At 56.2% G+C, this 21,733-nt stretch carries 18 protein-coding genes and 1 other RNA gene; 3 read left to right on the forward strand and 16 right to left on the reverse strand.

The genetic code is table 11. The features are described 5' to 3' along the window. Window positions 1-312 precede the first annotated feature (312 nt). From ACSEXS_RS19895 to ACSEXS_RS19950, 12 genes are all read right to left on the reverse strand, one after another. On the reverse strand, window positions 313-1,278 hold the full coding sequence (locus tag ACSEXS_RS19895; protein ID WP_438434999.1) for a tRNA dihydrouridine synthase: 966 nt from the start codon (window positions 1,276-1,278) through the stop codon (window positions 313-315). A 129-nt stretch (window positions 1,279-1,407) separates the two neighbouring features. Continuing rightward, window positions 1,408-2,340 (reverse strand): HNH endonuclease, encoded by a 933-nt coding sequence (locus tag ACSEXS_RS19900; protein WP_438435000.1) that lies wholly within the window; start codon window positions 2,338-2,340, stop codon window positions 1,408-1,410. Window positions 2,341-2,738: 398 nt separating this feature from the next. After that, complete coding sequence (locus ACSEXS_RS19905; RefSeq protein WP_438435001.1) at window positions 2,739-3,458, reverse strand: hypothetical protein; 720 nt, start codon at window positions 3,456-3,458, stop codon at window positions 2,739-2,741. Between the two features lie 229 nt (window positions 3,459-3,687). Next, window positions 3,688-4,051, reverse strand: a transfer-messenger RNA (tmRNA) gene (gene ssrA, locus ACSEXS_RS19910). A 179-nt stretch (window positions 4,052-4,230) separates the two neighbouring features. Continuing rightward, window positions 4,231-4,716, reverse strand: a complete 486-nt coding sequence (gene smpB, locus ACSEXS_RS19915; protein WP_438435002.1) for an SsrA-binding protein SmpB — start codon at window positions 4,714-4,716, stop codon at window positions 4,231-4,233. 359 nt (window positions 4,717-5,075) lie between these two features. Then, window positions 5,076-8,294, reverse strand: coding sequence for a ribonuclease R (gene rnr, locus ACSEXS_RS19920; protein ID WP_438435003.1), 3,219 nt, complete (start codon window positions 8,292-8,294; stop codon window positions 5,076-5,078). 328 nt (window positions 8,295-8,622) lie between these two features. Then, window positions 8,623-8,859, reverse strand: a complete 237-nt coding sequence (secG, locus tag ACSEXS_RS19925) for a preprotein translocase subunit SecG (protein ID WP_438435004.1) — start codon at window positions 8,857-8,859, stop codon at window positions 8,623-8,625. Between the two features lie 106 nt (window positions 8,860-8,965). Beyond that, on the reverse strand, window positions 8,966-9,661 hold the full coding sequence (locus ACSEXS_RS19930; protein WP_438435005.1) for a hypothetical protein: 696 nt from the start codon (window positions 9,659-9,661) through the stop codon (window positions 8,966-8,968). Beyond that, window positions 9,658-10,557, reverse strand: coding sequence for an ABC transporter ATP-binding protein (locus ACSEXS_RS19935; RefSeq protein WP_438435006.1), 900 nt, complete (start codon window positions 10,555-10,557; stop codon window positions 9,658-9,660). The genes ACSEXS_RS19930 and ACSEXS_RS19935 overlap by 4 nt, the downstream gene beginning before the upstream one ends. Then, entirely contained in the window at window positions 10,554-10,925 is a 372-nt protein-coding gene (locus ACSEXS_RS19940; protein ID WP_438435007.1) for a GntR family transcriptional regulator, read from the reverse strand. The genes ACSEXS_RS19935 and ACSEXS_RS19940 overlap by 4 nt, the downstream gene beginning before the upstream one ends. A 309-nt stretch (window positions 10,926-11,234) precedes the next feature. After that, a complete protein-coding gene (locus tag ACSEXS_RS19945; protein WP_438435008.1) occupies window positions 11,235-12,005 on the reverse strand; it encodes a sugar phosphate isomerase/epimerase family protein in 771 nt (256 codons plus the stop codon). A 5-nt stretch (window positions 12,006-12,010) separates the two neighbouring features. Next, window positions 12,011-12,736: a M50 family metallopeptidase gene (locus ACSEXS_RS19950; RefSeq protein WP_438435009.1), complete on the reverse strand. Its 726-nt coding sequence runs from the start codon at window positions 12,734-12,736 to the stop codon at window positions 12,011-12,013. 340 nt (window positions 12,737-13,076) lie between these two features. Here ACSEXS_RS19950 and ACSEXS_RS19955 point away from each other — a divergent pair, with 340 nt between their 5' ends. From ACSEXS_RS19955 to ACSEXS_RS19965, 3 genes are read left to right on the forward strand one after another with little or no spacing between them, the layout of a single operon-like run. Next, window positions 13,077-14,111, forward strand: a complete 1,035-nt coding sequence (locus tag ACSEXS_RS19955) for a hypothetical protein (RefSeq protein WP_438435010.1) — start codon at window positions 13,077-13,079, stop codon at window positions 14,109-14,111. A gap of 1 nt (window position 14,112) precedes the next feature. Continuing rightward, on the forward strand, window positions 14,113-15,132 hold the full coding sequence (locus tag ACSEXS_RS19960; RefSeq protein WP_438435011.1) for a hypothetical protein: 1,020 nt from the start codon (window positions 14,113-14,115) through the stop codon (window positions 15,130-15,132). Window positions 15,133-15,176: 44 nt separating this feature from the next. Further along, complete coding sequence (locus ACSEXS_RS19965; protein ID WP_438435012.1) at window positions 15,177-16,382, forward strand: hypothetical protein; 1,206 nt, start codon at window positions 15,177-15,179, stop codon at window positions 16,380-16,382. A gap of 169 nt (window positions 16,383-16,551) precedes the next feature. Here the strand turns inward: ACSEXS_RS19965 and eno are convergent, their stop codons facing one another. From eno to ACSEXS_RS19985, 4 genes are all read right to left on the reverse strand, one after another. Further along, complete coding sequence (eno, locus tag ACSEXS_RS19970; protein ID WP_438435013.1) at window positions 16,552-17,841, reverse strand: phosphopyruvate hydratase; 1,290 nt, start codon at window positions 17,839-17,841, stop codon at window positions 16,552-16,554. Window positions 17,842-17,920: 79 nt separating this feature from the next. Continuing rightward, a complete protein-coding gene (gene gpmI / locus ACSEXS_RS19975) occupies window positions 17,921-19,465 on the reverse strand; it encodes a 2,3-bisphosphoglycerate-independent phosphoglycerate mutase (RefSeq protein WP_438435014.1) in 1,545 nt (514 codons plus the stop codon). Window positions 19,466-19,467: 2 nt separating this feature from the next. Further along, on the reverse strand, window positions 19,468-20,220 hold the full coding sequence (gene tpiA, locus ACSEXS_RS19980; protein WP_438435015.1) for a triose-phosphate isomerase: 753 nt from the start codon (window positions 20,218-20,220) through the stop codon (window positions 19,468-19,470). Window positions 20,221-20,503: 283 nt separating this feature from the next. Continuing rightward, the gene (locus ACSEXS_RS19985) at window positions 20,504-21,685 is read right to left on the reverse strand and encodes a phosphoglycerate kinase (protein WP_438435016.1); all 1,182 of its coding nucleotides are present in this window, start codon (window positions 21,683-21,685) and stop codon (window positions 20,504-20,506) included. Between the last annotated feature and the right edge of the window lie 48 nt (window positions 21,686-21,733).

Raw genomic sequence — 21,733 nt, forward strand, 5'->3', positions numbered from 1 at the left:
GAAAGCACGGCCGTTGATGGTGAGCACCTTCTGCCCAAACCTGCTCCAATAGCCCTTTCTTTAAACTGAACCGCGCGTTTATTGGCTATTATCTTACTGTCTTCAAATTGTTGTGTCAATATAAATGACATAATGTTTGGTAAGAAACAAGAGTAAATGAACTTTTCTCGAAATTAATGGAAAGTTACATAACACGAAGAGGAGAGGACTGAGATACCGGGGAACCAAACCACAAAAAGCAAAAGGCCCCCCGCCAGGGGAGGCCTCGAAGCAGCCAAGTGGAGTACGCGGAGAACGTGTAGAGAGGAGCCCCTACCTCACGCTAGGTCCATTAAACCTTGTCGCCCAAGAGCTCCTGCTCCCGGAACAAGTGGGACACGGCTTCGTCATAATCGGCCAACCGCTCGATTTCCGGATTTTCTTGACGTAAGGGGCGCCCTCCGAAAACACCTGAATCATGTAGAACCACAATTCCTTCATCTTATACAGCACATTCTTGTCCCCAAAGAGGACGCTTTTATAGCCCGCATAGACTTGATCATGAAAGCCCTTCAGCAAGGACTTGTCGATCCTCACCGTATCGGTAATGCCGCTGATCAGGCCCGGATTGGACAATAACCCACGGCCCAGCATGAGGGTGTCCACTGTCGGGAAACGAGCGGCAAACTCCTTGTACGCCTGTGGTGTAAAAATATCGCCGTTGTAGCAGACCGGGTTCTTGCTGATCTCCAGGGCGTCCTTGAAGATCTCCAGATTGGGTGTGTTGTTATAGAAATCCCGTTGAATGCGGGGATGAATGATCAGCTCTTCCAGCGGGTACTTGTTGTAAATCTCCAGCAGCGCATAGAATTCCTCCGGCTCGTCTTTGCCCAGTCTGGTCTTCAGGGAGATCTTCGTGTCCGCGTGAGCGAAGATTTCCTCCAGGAACTGATCCAGCTCTTCCCTCTTGGCCAGAAATCCCGATCCTTTGTACTTGGAGACGACCGTCCGCGACGGGCAGCCCAGGTTGATGTTGATTTCCTCGTAGCCGATACGCTGCAGCTTCTTCGCGGTATGAAGAAAATCGCTGGCCTGGTTCGTCAGCACTTGCGGGATCAGCACCAGCCCCTGATTGTTCTCCGGCAGCAGATCCTGGACATCCCGGGTTTTGAAGCTCTCGTTCTGTTGGGGAACGATGAATGGGGAAAAGTATTTATCGACATTCTTGAAAAAGCCATGGTGGACCTTCCGGTAAACATGGCCTGTCAGCCCCTCCATCGGGGCGTAGTAGAAGTTCATGTGGTGTATTGCTCCTTCAGTTACACCAAATTGCGGTCTTATCCATTGTGCCGTGATGGGGGGGCACTGGTCAATTGTCTCTATCTAGATTAATAGGTCTCAAAGTAGAAAATCGTGAATCCACCTCTGTTATGCCAAATAAATATTTTCATTGTGCCATAGCAAAAACTGCTTAGAAGGTCTTTCATTTTGCAATTCAGGTATTTCAGCTAGTTTCTTACCATGGAAAGCATAATACTCCTTACCATTTCCGTAGTCTTCTTTAATTCTATTGCTGACCTCTATCTGTAGCCCCTCATTGATTGTGATATACCCTCTATCAAATAGTGTATGGACATCTTTTCTCAACAATAATCCGTTGTCTGTAGAATGAGGACCATTTTGAGAATACGGTCTTATATGTGCTGCTTCCAATACGGGCAGTGTTTTTTCTCCCGTTATTGCGCATCGTCTGTGATATGCTTCAGTAACCATAACCTTGAACGTTCCTTGACCTATTCTAGGGTAAACAACTTGTGCCGTTCCATATCTATTAGCTTCGCTCTCTTCTTTGACAAGTTCAACTCCTATTCTTGAATAACGTTGTAATGTAGAATGAACCTGCATATATAGCCTTTGACCGATTTCAGTTTTTGTATCATAAGTTTTACCTTGAACAATATTAGGTTTCCAATCTTCAGGCACAGGAATCCAATCCTTCTTCTCAAAGAAAAATGGCATAGAGAGAATGATGCAGCCTATTGTTGGATCCGGTTCTGAGCGAAAATCGCTTTTTCTATATTTATATATGGCATTCCGAAAGCTAATGTAATCACTTGCACCATTTTTATTCCCGAAAGCTTCCCAAGCCAGGGAGACAGGCAAAAAGGAATGGCGAACAAAGAAACCTCCGCCTACAATAAAATTGTTAGGATTATGAAGTTTAAACAGGAAGAGGTCATTAGCCTGAACTGCCTTAAATGATTGCTTGCCACCTGGCTGCCAGAAATTTAGCTCGTCAGACTGTTCATTCGCTAAATGTTTAAACCAGTTCTCATCGGTAACTCCGATATAGAATTTCATTAATCTCACTCCGATAATCCAGCTTGTTAGTCCTTCAGAAGTATTCCACAAAATAACTGGAAGTCCCTTTATTTGAAATCATTTTTTGTCAATCGGCAACAATACATTCGACATCTATCCGTCAGCAAAAAAGTTTTGCATAAAAAAGCGCTAATAGATGCAACAAATTAACATAATTGAAGATTAGATAACAAAAAATAAGTAGCCATAAAGGCTACAGGCTTTTCATAAATCGCTTTGATATTTCCCAATAACTATTAAATGACTACTTTTCGACCTTTAAATAGACGAAAACCCGCTCTAGGAGCGGGTTTCAGTAACGAAGAGGGGAGTTAAACCCCTGTCCGAAGATAACGCAACATAGACTTCTACAGGTGTAGTTGCAATCTTGATGAATATTAATTTGCACTTTCAGACGGTGTTCTGAATGACTCTGATGTTAATACGATTTTCAAAATTCTAGTTAGGTAATCATATTGTAGGGCTTCTGACCAGAGGAAGGATTTTAGAATATCATTAGTCCCGATCACTAAAAAAGTAATAATCAACCCGATAAATGAGGTTGCTAATGTATTGGAAAGACCTTTACCTAATTGTATCCCTACATATTCTGACCAGAGAGGAAAAAACACCACTGCACCAACAGACACAGGTAACCATTTCTTGGTTTTAATATTTTCACTTCTTGTACCAAGATAGTCTATTATTGTTTGAACATATTCAGGACTTATATGTTTATTTTTTAGTTCTTTTTCAAATTCATCAGTCCTAAAAGCAAGTAAGATATCTTCTTCAAAAGAAGATAAATTGTTCTTTATTAAGGTCTGATAATCAGTCAAAGTATTGAAAAGATACCTTCTTGATGATTTTAGAACGTTAATAAATAATAGAGATGCAGTGAGCATCAAACTAATACTAATGAGAAATAAAGAAGCAGAATTGTTAAAATTTGAAATAACGAATATAGTAAAACCTATCAACAATATGATCAAAGCTATGACCGCCTTGAGTCTGATTTTACGATCCCCCATTAATTTGTAATTAGAAAGATTCTCCTTATAAAACAACTGTAAGTATCTAATTGTTTGGAGAATAGTCAACCCTGTTTTTTGTTCCAAATCGTACCACTCCCTGTATTTTTAATCAGAAATACGTTAAGTTGTGCTGTTAGTTTCATATATCCATAGTAATCCCCTCTTTCCTCGCAAAGGATCAGGGATACTCATTATGTACATGACCAGAACACATGTAAAGCCACATCAAGATAAGCGTTGATCATCATGTTTAGCAACATCCGTATAAAAAAACAGTGAGCATGCCCTTTTAGAGCACGCTCACTGATACTACCTATGGAGGCGAGGGGAGTTGAACCCCTGTCCGAAGATAACGCAACATAGACTTCTACGGGTGTAGTTGCAGTTTTGATGTCACCTTAGGCGGCCCCCTGCAACGGGGTCCTCAAAAGGTCAGCCTGATTGTCTTCTTCAGCTCACCCCAGGCGGAGATGAGACAGCGTATCCCACTATAGGTTAGCCCCTAGCCTGCCACATGGGCGATGGAAGGTAGAAGCACGCTCACAGGTTATTAAGCTGCGAAAGCGTAGGTGTTTTGTTGTTTGCCGTTTAATAGGCTTCCGCGTTTTAGAGTGGACACAGCCCCACTACCCGCTATCCATGCCCGAACTATCCCCGTCGAATCCCAAAACGCCCCCATGATGAGGTCGCCGGACCCTTCCGGATCAAAGACGAGCCTGAATAAGTGATGCTTTGTTTAGTACTTCCCCAGTATACCACATCGGAATCAAAAAGGCTCTGGGAAAGCTGCGGAAGGCAAGCAAGAGCTTCCTGTCCTTCCTTCTTTTCGTCCGATCCTCCGGCCATGCAGACCTGATTACCGGGCGACCTTCTGTTTCTCGCGCAGCGCGCGGGCGATGTCGCGGTTGGCGTCCTTCTTCGCCGCGTCCTGGCGCTTGTCGTAATTCTTCTTGCCTCGGCCGAGGCCGATCAGCAGCTTGGCGTAGCCGTTGCGCGTGTAGATCTTCAGCGGCACCAGCGTGTAGCCCTCCTGCTTGACGAGCCCGAGCAGCTTGTTGATCTGGGCGCGGTGCAGCAGCAGCTTGCGGGCCCGGGTGGGATCGCTCGGGTTGCTGCGGTTGCCCTGCTCGAATGGGCTGATGTGCAGGTTGTGCACGAACGCCTCGCCATTGCGGATCGTCGCAAAGCTGTCCGACAGGTTCGCCTTGCCGCCGCGTAGCGACTTAATCTCCGTGCCGGTCAGTACCATGCCGCATTCAAAGGTTTCCTCGATGAAATAATCATGGGAAGCTTTTTTGTTCTGGGCGAGCGACTTGTGCTCGCTGTCATCCTTCTTCGCCATGGGGTTCACTCCTTCAAGGTGCCGGCGCTTTTTACGCTGAGCCGGACGACCGCAAAGCCGCGTCCCGTCTGTGCTCAGGAACCCATTGTATCAAACTGCCGCCGGACAAATCAAGGGGAGAGCACGCCTATACCCGAACTGTCCCGAACGAACGAGGCGGCCCGGCCGAGAAAAGAAAATCCCCAAACGCCGGTCCGCTTGTTCGGCTTTCCTATAGGAAGGCCGGTTGTCGGCAAGGGTTCGAACGGGTACGAGTCGTTGATTCATCGTCATCGTATCGCTTAACCGCTGCCTAGCGGAGTGGGTCGTTTGGGGATTCGTTGCGCTCTGCTCTCTGCTCCAGAAGAACGAGGCCTCGCTTATTCCTGCGGGGCTTGCGGGCCCTGCGAAGGCTGTTCGGGCTTCTTCTTGGGCGACCGCTTGCGCTTCGGCTTCTTCGGCTCCTCGGCTGCCTGCTCGATGGGAGTCGCGTGCAAGAGCGGCTTCACCTTTGGCTGCCGCCGCTTCTTCACGGCAGGCTTAGCCGCCTTCGACGCGGCTTCGGCCGAGGCGGGCTGTTCCGCAGCCCGGTCCGCCTTGTGCAGCTCGCCGCCGGTTGCTTCCGGTGCGGGCTTAGCCTTGGCTTTGCGGCGCTTGGCCGAGGCCGGCGCTTGGCCGTCCTCCGCTGCCGGTTTCGCTGCTGGCGCGGGGGACGGAGAAGGCTTGGCCCATGCCGCCGCAGCGCCGCCGTAGAAGGCGATGCCCGGCTTCTCGCGGCGTCCGCCGCCGCCCAGCCAGATGTCGCTCTCCTCCTGGCGCTTCTTGTCCTCGGCGCGCCGCTTGGCCGCGCTGCCGCGCCGGTCCGGCTTGCCGCCGCGCGGAGCTGCTCCGGCTGCCGCGCCTGCCGCCGCCGGCACGCCGCCGCCCTTGCCCTTCTTGCGGCTGCGCCCGCTGCCCGTGCCGGGGTGTCCCGGCGCGTCGGCCGCAAAGCCGCCGTTGTCGTGGCGCGGCCGCGCGGAGCGCTCGCCGCCCTGGTCCGGCCGCGGCGCGCTCTCTGCGCCGAGCGGGGCGTCGCCCGCAGCCGGGCCGACGGCGAAGCCGCCCTTGCCCCGGCGGCGCTTGCCGCCTACACCCGCGACGAGCGACTGCTCCGCCGCCGGTGCCTCGCTGCCGCCGCGCTTGCGCTTGCTGCGCTTGCCTGCGCCGGCGGGCGCGCCCGCTTCCGGCGTACCGCCGGCCGGACTGCCGCCCGTAGCGCGCTCCGCTTCGGCGCCGCTCACCTGCGCGCGCCCGCCGTTCGCTTGCGCAGCTGGCGTCTCGCCCTTGCGGCGCTTGCCCTTGCCGCCACGGTCGCGGCGTCCCGGCGCGTCGAACGGCACGCCCCGGCCCTTCCGGTCGCTGCCGACCGTTGTCCGCTGCTTGCCGCGGGGCCCGCGGCCTTCGCCGCCTTCTCCGCGGCGGCGCGGCTTCATGTCGACGAGCTCGAAGTCGATATTGCGCTCGTCCAGGTTCACCTTCGCCACGCGGACCTTGATCTCGTCGCCGAGGCGGAAGGTCCGGCCCGTCCGTTCGCCCACCAGCATGTGCTGGGCTTCGTGGTAGACATAATAATCATCCGACAAGTCGGTCATCCGGATAAGGCCTTCCACCGTATTCGGCAGCTCGACGAAGATGCCGAAGTTGGTCACGCTGGAGATAAGGCCTTCGAATTCCTCGCCCACCTTGTCCAGCATGAATTCGGCCTTCTTGAGCGCATCCGTCTCGCGCTCGGCCTCGACGGCCAGCCGTTCGCGGTCGGAGGATTGCTTCGCGTAGTCATCCATTCGCGCCGTTAATTGTTCATGCCGCTGATCGCTGAGCGCTCCCCCGTTCTCCAGCACCTCGCGGATGACGCGATGGATGATGAGGTCGGGGTAGCGGCGGATCGGCGAAGTGAAGTGCGAATAGAACTCGGAGGCCAGCCCGAAATGGCCGAGGCTCTGCGAGTCGTAGCGGGCCTGCTTCATCGAGCGCAGCAGCACCGTGCTGATGACCGTTTCTTCCTTGGTACCGGCGATCTCGCCGAGAATGTCCTGAAGCTGGCGCGGGTGCATTTTGCCGCCTTTACCGCCCTTCAGGGCATAACCGAAGCCCGTCACGAACTCGGCGAAGCGCAGCAGCTTCTCGGCATCCGGCTCCTCGTGCACGCGGTACAGGAACGGCACCTTCAGCCAGTGGAAATGCTCCGCCACCGTCTCGTTCGCCTTCAGCATGAACTCCTCGATGATCTGCTCGGCGATCGACCGCTCGCGCTTAACGATATCCGTCGGCTTGCCGTTCTCGTCGACGAGAATCTTCGCTTCGGTGAAGTTGAAATCCACCGCTCCGCGCGTCATCCGCTTGTTCCGCAGCTTCAGCGCGAGCTCCTCCATCAGCTTGAACTCGTCCACCAGATCCCGGTAGCGTTCCGTCACTTCTTCGTCCTCGCCCTGGAGGATTTTGCGGACGTTGGTGTACGTCATGCGCTCGACCGTCTTGATGACGCTCGGGAAAATGTCATGCTTCACCACGTCGCCGCTCGCGTTGATCTCCATCTCGCAGGACATGGTCAGCCGGTCGACCTTCGGGTTCAGGCTGCAGATGCCGTTGGAGAGCCGGTGCGGCAGCATCGGAATGACCCGGTCAACCAGGTAGACGCTGGTCCCGCGGTTGTACGCTTCCTTGTCCAGCTCCGAGCCCTCGCGGACGTAATAGCTGACGTCGGCGATATGCACCCCAAGGTGATAATTGCCGTTGTCCAGCTTGCGCACCACGACGGCGTCGTCGAGGTCCTTGGCGTCTTCGCCGTCGATCGTGACAATCTTCTCGCCGCGCAGGTCGCGCCGGCCCTTCAGGTCCTCCTCGCGGATAGTCTCCGGAGCCTGGTCGGCCTCGGCCATCACTTCCTCGGGGAACGCCTCCGGCAGTTGGAATTGCCGGATGATGGAGAGAATGTCGATGCCCGGGTCGTCCTTATGCCCGAGAATCTCGATGATTTCCCCCTCCGCCGACGAACGGCCCTCGGGGTAATTGACAATGCGGGCCACGACCTTCTGTCCCGTGACCGCCCCCATCGAGGCATGTGGCGGGATGAAGATATCCCGTACCAGGCGCTTGTCGTCGGGAACCAAGAACCCGTAGCTTTCGAAATTCTGGAACGTGCCCACCACCTGCTGGGTAGCCCGTTTGACGATGATGACGACTTCCCCCTCGACTTTGCCGCTGGGGGAAGCCTTCGAGGAGATGCGCACCAGGACGGTGTCGCCGTTCATCGCGCCGCCCATGTCGGAGGCGGGAATGTAGATATCTGGGCGCTCCCGGTCCTCGGGAATGAGGAACCCGAAGCCCTTCTGATGCGCCTGCATCCGGCCGCGGATCAGATTCATCCTCTCCGGCAGCCCGTAGCGGTTGCCGCGGTTGCGGTAGATGCGGCCGCTCTCTTCGAGCGTGTTCAACAGCTTGAGAAATTCCTTGAACTCCTCGGCCCCCTCCGGGGCAAATTCCTTTTCCAGCTCCTGATACGTCAGCGGCCGGTAGTCGTCCCGGGCCATATAATCGAGCACGTCCTGCTCTGTTGCCATAACGTCACCTGCTTATTCGAGTATGATGCCGATCAAGATGCAGCTTTCCTCAGTATTTACCCATTTCGGCCCGGACATTCCCCGATTCGCGGCAAATTCGCGGGATAGGGGCTGGCGTATGCCGGTCCGGGCATTTCGAGAATATTTTACCAGCCCCGGACGGCAAAAGAAAATCCCCAAGGGCATACGCAGGCCGGCGTCCTCGGCGCTTGGCGTATACCGATGCGGAATCAGCGGGTATCCTTATCCATCTGTCAGCGGAACTGGGCCGCCCCTTATCAAAAAGAGGCGGGAGCGTCAAAGCCCCGCCTCTTTCACTTGATTCGCTTTAAACTCGCGTTGCGAAAGCCAACGCCATCGAAACGATGATAAACAGAACCGCGAGTACCACCGTCACCCGGGACAGCAGCAGATCCATTCCGCGAGCCTTCTGTTTCCCGAAGAGATGCTCCGCACCCCCGGAGATGGCGCCCGAAAGACCAGCGCTCTTCCCTTTCTGCAAGAGAACAACAGCGATCAGGCCGACGCACACGATCACGAGCAGTACTTTCAGGAATAATTCCATACTTCCACCTCCTTGAAGCCGGACGCATCCAAACCGTCCTAATACATAGCAAAGCTAATTGTACCATAGCCCGCCCATTCCGGCAAGCCGGAGGCGGGTTTTCCGGTCAACCCTTTGCCCCCATCCTTAACGTGAGCGGATAGCCTGCGCCGAAGAGGAGAGCGGCGGGTATCAGCAGCGTCGCCATGAAGCCCTTGAACGAACCGGCCGCCCGGTACCACTCGACAAACGGATTGCCGCCGCCCAGATGAAGCAGGACGATCAGCACGAGGACGATCCCCGCCGCTGTCAGCACGCCCGTCTTGCCAAAGCGGTAATGCAGGAGGCCGAGGAAAAACCCGACGGCGATCACGAGCAAACCTGTACCCAGGTAAAGCGAAAGCTGATCGGTGACGGAGACCTGCCCTTTGTCGCCGACGGTGAACACGGTCACCCTCACGCCCAGCCATTCCGCGATTCGCTGCTCGATGACCATGAAGAGCCAGGACGCCGCCGTAAAGGCCAAGGTCAAGCCCGTCAGCAGCAGGACGGCCGAAGCGTAATAATCCTTGCGGCGGAAACTCATTCCCAGCGCGAAGGGAAAGGTCTCGCTGACCACGATCAGACTGGTCACGAGCAGGTAGATGGTGACGGCGGCGATCGCACCGGTATTGACATTCGTCCTTTCGGAGTTGCCGAAGATCGAGACCAGAGCAAAGGCCAGCACTCCGACGAGCAGCAGAATTGCCCAGAAGATGCGGATGCTGAGGCGGACGTTCACCCAATGCATGCGAAGCAACGTCTTGATTGCGCTTGTGTTCATTTGCGTTCTCCTCCTTTGGCCGCTTGCCCGTTCGAGGTCAGGTGGACGAATAACTGCTGCACTGAAACCGGACCGAGCTCGAGGCCGAGCTCCGCGGCCTGCCGCCGTTCCGCCGCTCCGCATTCGCCCCAGAGCACAGCGGAGCGCATGGCGCCGAAGCTGTCCTCGTGAAGCACTTGCTTGCCGGCGGCGAAAGCGTGCAGACGCTCGCCGTTGCCGGTGGCGGTATAGCCCATTCCCCGGAACCGGTCCGCTTCCATATCGAGCAGAACCCGGCCGCGGTCCAGAATCACCACATGCTCCAACAAGCGGTTGATCTCATCGATCAAGTGGGTGGACAGAACGACCGTCCGGGGATGTTCCGTGTAATCCTGCAGCAGCAGGTCGTAGAACAGCGTGCGGGACGCCGCATCCAGGCCCAGATACGGTTCGTCGAAGATCGTCAGCGGTGCCCGGCTGGCGAGCCCGACGACGATGCCTAGCGCAGAGACCATGCCGCGCGACAGCTTGCCGATGGTCCGCTTGGAGGGGAGCTCGAATTCCTTCAGCAGTCTATTGGCATATGCTGAATCCCAATTTGGGAAGATTCCCGGAGCGAGCGAGATCAGATCGGCAACCTTGAAGCTTTTCGGATAAGCCTGGCTTTCCTTGATGAAGCAGATATTCTTTAGGGCTTTCCCGTTCTCGTACGGATTCTCTCCGCAGACGCGAACCTCTCCGCCGCTCGGAAACAACTGAGCCGTCAAAATATGCATCAGGGTCGTCTTCCCCGCCCCGTTGCGTCCCAATAGCCCAATGATCTGATTGCCCTCCAGCGCCAAATCGACGCCGTCCAGCGCGGCGACTTCCCCGTACCGCTTGGTAAGCCCTTTTGTCTCCACCACGGCATTCGTCATGACTTTCCGCCTCCCTGTTCGATCATGCGGACGACGTCCTCGCGGCTTATCGCGAGCTTCTCCGCTTCCCTCAGCATCGTCTCCACGTATTGCTCGTAGAATTGCCCCCTGCGCTTCTCCGCCAGCTTCTCCCTGGCCCCTTCGACCACAAACATGCCGATCCCCCGCTTCTTGTACAGAATGCCTTCCTCGACCAATAGATTGATGCCCTTGGCAGCCGTCGCCGGATTGATCTGGTAATGGGCAGCGAACTGATTGGTAGAGGGAGCCTGGCTTTCCTCGGGAAGATTGCCCGACAGGATGTCGTTCTCGATCCTCTCGGCGATCTGCACGAAAATGGGCCGGCTGTCGTCGATAAGCTCTTTCATACGTTCACCACCACACTGGTTAATTACTTATGTAACTAACCATACAAGATGGAGTTCTTCGTGTCAAGGATTATTTTGCCAACGTCTCTCCGAATGGGGTTCCGTGGGCCGGGAGAGTTCTCGGCCTGTCACGGCTTCCGTTTCCAAACTGTTACTTCCCCTTTCCTGTGCAATCGGTGGGCCGTGTGGTAGGCTCCTATCCCTTTTCTGCCGGTTAAAAAAGAAAAAGACCCGCTTTCGCAGGTCTCTAGCTCGCAGTATTCACGTATCCTTCGGCCAACCAATCGGCTCACAGCCCATCTTGGCTCGTCAAGCCAGCGGCTTGGCCGCTCCAAGCTGGCGCAGGTAACCGATGCTCAACTCAATGCTCTCCCAAGGCGAGCGCCGGCAGATGTCCTGTTCTACCAAGAGATGCTTCACGCCTGCCTCGGCCGCCGCCTCAAGCAGCGCCGGAATGTCCATAATCCCATGCCCCACCTCTGCGAAGAAGCCTTCATCTCCCGCCTCCATGTCCTTCAGGTGGACGATCCGGACACGGCCGGTATAGGAGAGCAGGTAATGCTTCGGGTCGATACCGGCTTTCTTGAGCCAAAAGAGATCCAGCTCCGCCTGCAAGAGAGCCGGGTCGGTCTTGCGGTAGATCCGGTCGAGGATCAGTTCGCCGCCGACGGTCTCCAGCTCGAATTCATGGTTGTGGTAGCAGAAGCCCAGTCCCGCTTTGCGGATTTGTTCGCCGATGGCGATCAGGTTGCCGATCAACTCGTCGAGTCCCGCCTCGCTGCGGATTCGGTCCGCTTCCACCCAGGGAAAGATCAAGTAGCTCAGGCCAAGCTCTTTGGCGTAGAACAATTCCTCTTCCAATTGATTCAGTAAACGGTCATAAGGAACATGCGCGGAGACAGCCGTCAAGCCGGCCTCGGCCAGCACCGCCCGGAGCTGCGGCGCCGGAAGTCCGCCGTATCCGGCAAACTCCACCGATTCATAACCGAGTGCGGCCACTCGCCGCAGCGTTCCGGCCATATCCCGTTCGGTGTCTTCGCGCAGCGTGTAGAGCTGCAGGCCAATCGGAATTCTCGCCAAGGGAATCATCTCCTCGTGGAATAAATATCGTTCGCCGACGTTTGCGGCGCGGAAGCCGGAAGCGCCTGTCGGCTACGGCCGCTGAAGGCGTCGATCGCCATCTTCGCGCACCAGAGGGCGAACAGGAAGAAAATCGCTGCCCATAGACTAGCCGGAAGCGGCGTAATCTGCGCCAACAGACCCGCATCCCCCGCTCCACGGCCTCCGGACCGCAGGGCCAGCAGCACCAGCGTAAGCGGGCCCATCACCGACTCCTCCAGCGAGAGGAAGCAGATGAATAAGAAGTAGTATTTCCGCAGCTTATCGTAAGGAAGCAACAGAACGAGCAGGGTAAGCCCGAGGAAGCCGGCGAGCCAGATCATGCCGAAGCCGTTGCGCACGAACAGCGCGAGCGATACGGCCGCGACCGCCGTAACGATCCACAGCCCGGCCGAATAGAGGCGGCGGGCATACAGGGCGAACACCAGCCAGGCGAACAGCGAGGCGGTCATGTACCCGGCGAGCGACACCGGGATAAACGACCCGTTCGAGCTTAAGTAGGACCGCGTCACCCCGCTGTGGTCGGCGTACAAGCTGATGCTCATTACCCGCCCGGACAGCAGCAGAACCGTTACCGCGTGTCCGAATTCATGCACCATGGTGTCGACGTTGCGAAAAAACTCCGTCGGCAGCAGCCGGGTCAGGAAGGCGCATCCCGCCAGATACAGGATCGCCCTCATCCATTTGCCCATCCCGCACTTCCTTTCGAAGAATCCGTTTCTTTCATCTTACCGGGTTTCCGACAGCGGACGCAACTTGTATCCCGATCGGGTAAGAATTGAAAATTTGGTCTTTGCTCTATGAAAAGGGTCACATACAAATCTCACCAAATGGTATAAAAAGAATCTGAAACAATATTTGGTAAAATATGAATGATCCAGGCTGTAAAATTCCATTTTCTCAAAGAATCCGTCTTTTCTATGAGACGGCCAGGCCCGGACAGCGGGAAAGGAGGACGAAGAGAACGGAAGTACTTGCAATGGGGAAAGCTCGATAAAAATCGCAACCAGTAAAAAACGTGGGAGGCAAACGATGAAAGCCAATATGAAGAAGTGCTTGATGTTGGGAATCGCCTTCATCCTGCTATTTACAGCAGGGAATATAACAAAGCCCGTCTATGCGGCTGGTCAGCCTGTAGCGGCCATTTCCGTACCGTACTGGTGGATTCCGCAAAATATCAGCGGGGTCTCCACCGCCAAGTGGTCAACCTCCGCCAATGCCGTCTATGACTATTCCACCTACTTTAAGCCCTATTCGGGCTGGCCCGCAATCGATTATACCAATTCGACCGGACATGCGTCCGGGCAGGACCGGGTCCTCCGGCAAGCCCAAGTCAAAATCTACGTTCTGGATTCCTCCACGGGCAGTGCCATGAGCGGCAAGACGGTCACCTTAAGCAGCTCGCTCGGCAGCAACGCATATGTGAAAAACCCGACCTCTTCCACTGCATCGGACGGGTACACCACCGGGTATATCGAATTCTATGGAGTCTCTTCTTTTACCATTACGGCAACCGTTGATGGGTACTCCTATAGCACCACCGTTACTCCGGGAAGCTCGACTTATTATAATCGGTTTCTGCTCACCGAATACAATTCCGCTCTATGGTCCCGATCGGGATCGGATACCGCCTTCAAAGCGGATGTATGCTTGCAGGGTTCCGGTTACGACGATCGCTCCTCCGTTCTGAAATGGTACCGCGCAGTCGTTTCGGGAAATACCTGTACAGGCATAACGGAAGGATCGGCCACGACCGCTTCCGGAACTTCGCCGACCGAGTACCGGACCATGGCGGTGGACTCGCCCTACATTACCCGGAAAAACTATTACGACAGCAGCTGGTATCGGGGAAGGGTAAGCTTTGCAGGGCTCTCTGCTACGAGCGACAGCGGGGTCCGAACGGCGGAGGACTCCGGCGGTGCCATCAATGGGTACCATATCGACATCTATATCGGATTCAAGACGATCAGTCAGTTTTCCACCGCCCATCCGAGTCTGCCGACAGACACGGGACGCTATTTTGTCACAGGAACTTATCTCTCGACTTTAAGGACGGTGCTCCAATAATATGAGAAAAAACAAGAGAATCCTTGCCGCCGTTGCCGGATTCGTCGCTTTCTCGGTCGTCTTTTCGGGAATCGTGCTTGCCAATAGCTTCGATACCAAAGCGGAACAAGCCAAGCATTTCAAATTCAATTACAAGCACGCCGTCTTCGAGCGGGATAACAATCTCTATCTGTTCGATGACGAGACGGATAGCCTCTCGCCGCTCGGCGGCGATTCCAGAGGCAAAGTCATGCCTTCGCTGAATAGCGGCACAAAACAAGTGGCCTTTGCCTATTCGGAACAGCCCCAACTCGGCGAAAGCTTGTCGCTTGGCATCGTCGATCTTTCCAGCAATGCAGTGGAAGAGATGACGATCCCCTCCGCTTACTCCAATGCGATTGTCGGAATCGATTGGATCAACGATCAAACCATCGGCGTGGAGGGTCACGTCAATCCGGCGACCTCCGAATACTTTATCGTGGATGTGGCTAGTAAACAGATTCTGAAGCGGTACGTCGGCTCCTTGTTCACTCCGTTGCCCAACGGCTCCATCATCTACCGTGGACAAATTCCATTAGGCCAGGAGGATCAGGTCCAGGATTCCTATTTTATCGATGACACTTTGGTTTATACGTCCGAGCAAGCGATTGGAACCTTGGAGTACCCCCAATTTTCCAAGGACATGAAGCATGTTGTATTCATGGAGACTTCGGACAATGGCAATAAAATCAAGAAGGGGGACATCGATCTCGCAGCCAAAACCGTAGCCGTAACGGAGACAGTCGATGTACCGGAAGGGGCTGTGGGAAATCTCGTCTTTGACGGTACCGACAGTTCCCCGTCCATCGTGGACGGAAATTCCAAGCTGACGATCGACTCCGCATCCAAAAAGCTGGTGAAGCAGGGCAGAAGCGTGGATATCGATCTGCAGCAGGAAACCAAAATCAAGCTCGACAGCCTTAACCAAAAAATCAAAGAGACCTTTCATGACGAATCGGAAAAAGCCTTGATGAATGTTCAGTACCTGCAGTGGTATCCTTGAGGGTAATAAATCGGCTTCTCCTTACCCTCACCCGGAGGAATGGCATGCGAACACGACCCCGCTACCTGCTCAGTGCGTTGCTGCTAATCGGCTTGTCCGCCTGTGCCTCGAACGGCCTGAACCCGGCTGCGAGCCCTTCTCTCGGGGGCGATCCCGGCGTCCGGACCTCTTCGAGTATTTTGCCGAGCGAGGGCCCTTCCCGCCCGGAAGCGGACTTTTCCGTCGTTATCCGAACCGATCGCCATGCTTATTTAGCCGACCCTGAAGCCAATCGATTTCGTCCGATCGGCGACCCTTCCGCGGTTCAGGGGGCGGTTCAAGTCTCTCCCAACGGTTCCTTGATCGCCTATTCGGAGGGCAATGAAGCAAGCCAATATCGGCTCGCCTTCGTGCAGAGGGATGGGAATCCGGGAAAACCCCTGGATACACGAACCCAATGGAAATCTGCCAGAGACACGGCCGGGATTGTAGACCTGCGATGGGCCGATGATCGCACGGTGCTCGTCGGGTTTATGGACAACTCGTACGTTTGGCGCTATTTCGCCTATGAACCGGTGACAGGGAAAGCTTCACAAGAGCCCTTCTACACCCGGTACGGCAAGGAAAATCTCGCCGTGACAAGTCCCGGCCATTTCCTGTCCGTTTCTCCCGACAAGCTTCCCGGCAACCGGACTCAACCCCCGGAAATCCTTAAGGACGGGAAACAATCCATCTATACGGGCAGTCCCGGGTCTACCGTCGGAGGCCTTCTGATTGACCGGCCCTCGCACCGAGTCGCCGCTGCCCTCAGCTCCGACAAGACTCATGCTTGGCTTGTCAGCCGATATGACCCGGATAGCGGTGATACGGACGAATTCCGTTCTTATTCCCTGCCGCTTCCGTCCGGCTCGACGATTGAAGCGGCGAGCTTCGACTTTGCGGCCAATTCCGGTTTCTTGCTTGTAGCGGGCTCCGACTTGGTCCGCGAGCTGTATGCCGTTCAGGGACTGGAAAACCCGAAGGTTCAAAAGTGGCTAGCCGTGGATTCCAGTCTGAAGGTCGTCCCGGCTTCCGCCGACTCCGGCATGCTGCGCTTCGAGGACCCGGATGGGGTGCTCTACGAGCCGAAGAATGGCCGGCTGTCCCCGGTTGCGGCTTCCGATTCCGGTCTTAAAGAGCGCTATCTCGCTAAGCTGCGGGAAGCCTATCCGGAGCTTCAGGCCACCCTGACCTCGCCCGAGGAAATTCTCGACATCGTATCGCTTCCGTAAGCGATTTCCGGCAGCTCTATCGGTCAGCGGCATAAGGGAGAGTCAAACGGCCGTCTGCGTTCGAACGGAAGCTCGGGATCGCCGATGCCATGCATCCGCCACTCCATCGCAACAAAAAAAGAAGCCCTTCCTTGGATAAGGAGGGGCTTCTCTGCGCCGAAGCGGCCTATTACTTGAAGTTCTTCAGGTTATAGAACGCGCTCTTGCCGGCGTAGTTGGAAACCGGAAGTTGATCTTCGATGCGGAGCAATTGGTTGTACTTCGCAACGCGGTCCGTGCGGGAAGGAGCACCGGTCTTGATCTGTCCGGCATTCGTGGCTACCACGATGTCGGCGATGGTGCTGTCTTCGGATTCGCCGGAACGGTGGGAGACGATCGCCGTGTAACCGGCGCGCTTCGCCATTTCGATGGCGTCGAAGGTTTCGGTCAACGTACCGATCTGGTTAACCTTAACCAGGATGGCGTTGGCGATGTCTTCGTCGATGCCCTTGGACAGGCGCTTGGTGTTCGTTACGAACAGGTCGTCACCGACCAGCTGAACCTTGCCGCCGAGCTTCTCGGTGAGCAGCTTCCAGCCTTCCCAGTCGTCTTCGGAGCAGCCGTCTTCGATCGTGATGATCGGGTACTTGTCAGCCCAAGAAGCGAGCAGGTCCACGAATTCAGCGGGGGTAAAGGCCTTGCCTTCGCCTTCCAGGTGGTACTTGCCGTCCTTGAAGAACTCGGTCGAAGCGACGTCCATGCCCAGGAAGACGTCGACGCCCGGCTTGTAGCCGGCTTTTTCGATGGCTTCGATGATCGTCACGATGGCTTCTTCGTTGGAGGCCAGGTTCGGAGCAAAACCGCCTTCGTCGCCGACTGCGGTGTTCAGGCCCTTGCCCTTCAGTACGGACTTCAGGCTGTGGAAGATTTCAGCGCCCCAGCGGAGAGCTTCCTTGAAGGAAGGCGCGCCGACCGGCAGAACCATGAATTCCTGAACGTCGACGTTGTTGTCGGCGTGTGCGCCGCCGTTGACGATGTTCATCATCGGAACCGGCAGGGTCTTGGCGTTGAAGCCGCCCAGGTAGTTGTACAGCGGTACGTCGAGGGCGTCGGCAGCAGCCCGGGCCACGGCCATGGAAACGGCCAGGATGGCGTTGGCGCCGAATTTGGCTTTGTTCTCGGTTCCGTCAAGCTCGATCATCTTCGTGTCGATGGCGACTTGATCGAGAGCGTCGAGGCCGATGATTTCCGGAGCGATGTGCTCGTTGACGTTCTCAACGGCTTTCAGAACGCCTTTGCCAAGGTAGCGGGATTTGTCTTCGTCGCGAAGCTCAACGGCTTCGTGAGCGCCGGTGGATGCGCCGGACGGCACGATGGCACGGCCCTTGGCACCGGATTCCAGGTAAACTTCAACTTCGACGGTAGGGTTGCCGCGGGAGTCGAGGACTTCGCGAGCGTATACGTCAGAGATAATCGTCATTTCGAAGAACACTCCTTGTTCGTAGTGGGATATGGATGAAGGGAGAAGCCGAGGTTACAGCCCCTCCCGGCGAACCGAATTACTTGCGGCCCTGGATCAGGGTCTTGCCGGACATGGCGGCCGGCTGTTCCACGCCGATCAGATCGAGCAGAGTCGGAGCGAGATCGGCCAGAATGCCGCCTTCGCGCAGCTCCACGCTCTTGTCGGTTACGATGAAGGGAACCGGCTGAGTCGTGTGGGCGGTGAACGGTTTATCTTCTTTGTCGCGGACGATGTCGGCGTTGCCGTGGTCGGCGGTGATCATCATCACGCCTCCCTTGGCAGTGATCGCATCATAGAGCTTACCGAGGCATTCGTCGACGGTTTCCACGGCTTTGATCGTCGGCTCCATCAGACCGGAGTGCCCGACCATGTCCGGATTGGCGAAGTTGAGGATGATCACGTCGTGCTTGTCGGCGGCGATCTCCGTCAGCGTCGAATCCGTCAGCTCGTACGCGCTCATCTCCGGCTGAAGGTCGTAGGTGGCGACCTTCGGCGAGTTGATCAGGATGCGGGTCTCCCCTTCATACTGAACTTCCTTGCCGCCGTTGAAGAAGAAGGTGACGTGTGGGTACTTCTCCGTCTCCGCGGTGCGAAGTTGCTTGAGACCGTTCTTGGAAAGTGTCAAACCGAGCGTATCGTCGATGACCTTCGGGGGGAACGCCACATCGCCGTTGACCGTCTCGCTGTACGTCGTCATGCAGACGAAGCGAAGGTCATGCGGATGTTGCGGGCCGCGGTCGAAGCCGGCGAAATCGTCGACGGTGAACGCCTGGGACAGCTGAATCGCGCGGTCCGGGCGGAAGTTGAAGAAGATGATCGAGTCGCCGCTTCCTACCGTTCCCGACGTATGGCCTTCGGCGTCGGTGATGACCGACGGCAGAATGAATTCGTCGAATACGGAGTTTTCATACGACTTCACGACGGCTTCCACGGCGCTGTTGTACTGCAGGCCTTCGCCGTACACGATGGCGCGGTAAGCCTTCTCGACGCGTTCCCAGCGCTTATCGCGGTCCATCGCATAGTAGCGGCCGATGACCGTGGCGATCTTGCCGACGCCGATCTCCTTGATCTTGGCTTCCAGCTCTTCGATGAAGTCGCGGCCCGAGCTCGGGGCCACGTCGCGGCCATCCATGAAGGCGTGAACGTAAACTTCGTTCAAGCCTTCGCGCTTGGCCAGCTCCAGAAGGGCGAATACATGGTCGATGTGGCTGTGTACGCCGCCATTGGACAAGAGGCCGAACAGGTGCAGCTTCTTGCCGTTTTCCTTGGCCTGGCGAACGGCGCCGGCCAGGTGCTCGTTCTCAAAGAACTCGCCGTCGCGGATCGACTTGGTGACGCGGGTCAAGTCCTGGTAGATGATGCGTCCGGAGCCGATATTCAGATGGCCGACTTCGGAGTTGCCCATCTGGCCGTCGGGCAGGCCGACGGATTCGCCGCTTGCGCCGAGCTGCGTATGCGGGTATTCCGCCCAGAGTTTGTCGAAGTTGGGCTTCTTGGCTGCGGCGACCGCATTGCCTTGCGTGTCATTGCGGAGGCCGAAGCCGTCGAGGATGATCAGCGCTGCCGGTTTGGGTCTCGTCATGATCAGCGCGCCCCCTCAACCAGTTGGATGTAGGACGCCGGTTCCAGACTGGCGCCGCCCACGAGCGCGCCGTCGATGTCGGACATGCCCATGTATTCCTTGACGTTCGCCGGCTTGACGCTTCCGCCGTACTGAATGCGGATTGCTTCCGCCGTCTCGGTTCCGTACAGGCCCTTGATCAGCTCGCGGATGTACGCGATGACTTCGTTGGCATCCTCGGAGGTCGAGGACTTGCCGGTGCCGATGGCCCAGATCGGTTCGTAGGCGATGACCGTTTGAGCGGCCAGTTCCTTGTCGAGCCCCGCAAAAGCCGCTTCCGTCTGCGTCTTGCAGACGTCCTTGGTGCGGCCCGCTTCGCGCTCTTCGAGCTTCTCGCCGACGCAAACGATCGGGGTTACCCCGTATTTGAAGGCCGCTTTGATCTTCTTGTTGACCGTCTCGTCCGTCTCGGCAAAATATTCCCGGCGCTCGGAGTGGCCGATGATGACATAGTCCACGCCAAGCTCCTTCAGCATTTCACCGCTGATTTCGCCCGTGTAGGCGCCATTGTCCGCCCAGTGAAGGTTCTGCGCGCCGACCTTGATCGTCGTGCCCTTGAATGCTTCCACCAGGGCGGGCAGGTTGGTAAAGGGAGCGCAGATGACGCTTTCGACGCCATCCACCTCTGCCTTGCCTTTGACTTCTTCGGCGAAGGCGAGGGCTTCCTTAACCGTCTTAAACATTTTCCAGTTGCCGGCAATAATCGGTTTTCTCACCGCGGTATCCTCCTTTGCGGCGGATCTTACGTTTGCGGCGAGCAAGGCAATGCTGCCGGCAAATCGATTCCGAACCGCTCTCAAGCTGCTTGTTTCTTTTGAAAATCATTGGGCTTCGCGAGGCGAAGGGTCCCGGGAACGGGGTGGAGAAGCGTCAGCGGTCGCCTTTGGATTTTGGAAGCCCGCCTTGAAATCATTCTCTCAAATAAAGGCTTCCAAAACCAACAGCGATCGGAATCCCGTTTCCCGAGGACCCGGAGCCGCAGCGAACAGCGCCCGCTTCTTACTTGTCCTGCAGAGCCACGACGCCCGGCAGAGCCTTGCCTTCCATGAACTCCAGGGAAGCGCCGCCGCCCGTGGAGATGTGATCCATCTTGTCCTTCATGTTGAACTTCTCGACAGCGGCAGCGGAGTCGCCGCCGCCGATGACGGTGTAGCCTTCCGTGTCGGCGCAAGCCTGGCACACGGCGAGGGTACCGGCAGCGAACTTATCCATTTCGAATACGCCCATCGGTCCGTTCCAAACGACCAGCTTGGAATTCTTGATGACGTCGGCGTAGTTCTTGGCGGTTTCCGGACCGATGTCGAGGCCCATCCAGCCGGCCGGGATTTCGTTGGCCGCTACGGTCTGCACGTTGGCATCGTTGCTGAATGCGTCGGCGACGACGATGTCGACCGGCAGCAAGAGCTTTACGCCTTTTTCCTCAGCCTTGTTGATGAAGCCCAGCGCAACGTCGATCTTCTCTTCGTCAACGATCGAGTTGCCGACTTCATAGCCCTTAGCCTTCAGGAAGGTGAACAGGAGGCCGCCGCCGATGATGATGTTGTCGGCCAGCTTGATCAGGTTGTCGATGACGTCGATCTTGTCCTTAACCTTGGCGCCGCCGATGATGGCGGTGAAGGGGCGTTCCGGATTGCTGAGCGCCTTGCCCAGTACGTCGAGCTCCTTCTCCATCAAGAGACCGGATACGGCCGGCAGGTAATGGGCGATGCCTTCCGTCGAGGAATGCGCGCGGTGAGCGGCGCCGAAGGCGTCGTTCACGAAGAGGTCGGCCAGCTCGGCGAACTGCTTGGCGAGCTCCGGATCGTTCTTTTCTTCGCCCTTGTGGAAGCGGACGTTCTCGAGCACGAGCACGTCGCCGTCCTTCATCGTGGCGATTTGAGCCTTCACGGCTTCGCCTACGGACTCGTCGGCCTTAAGTACCGGCTTGCCGAGCAGCTCGGACAGGCGGTTCGCAGCCGGGGTCAGGCGCATCGATTCGTTGACTTCGCCCTTCGGACGGCCGAGGTGGCTCGCCAGAATGACCTTGGCGCCTTTTTCGATCAGGTACTTCACGGTCGGCAGCGTTTCGACGATACGGGTGTCGTCGGTGATCTTGCCGTTTTCCAGCGGAACGTTGAAGTCGACGCGGACAAACACGCGCTTGCCGGTTACATCGATATCGCGGACGCTCTTCTTGTTCATTGAGGAATCCCTCCGGTCACAATAATGGTCATAGAGTCAAAAGCAGGG

It is taken from the genome of Gorillibacterium terrae (genome assembly GCF_051594785.1).
GTDB lineage: Bacteria > Bacillota > Bacilli > Paenibacillales > NBRC-103111 > Gorillibacterium.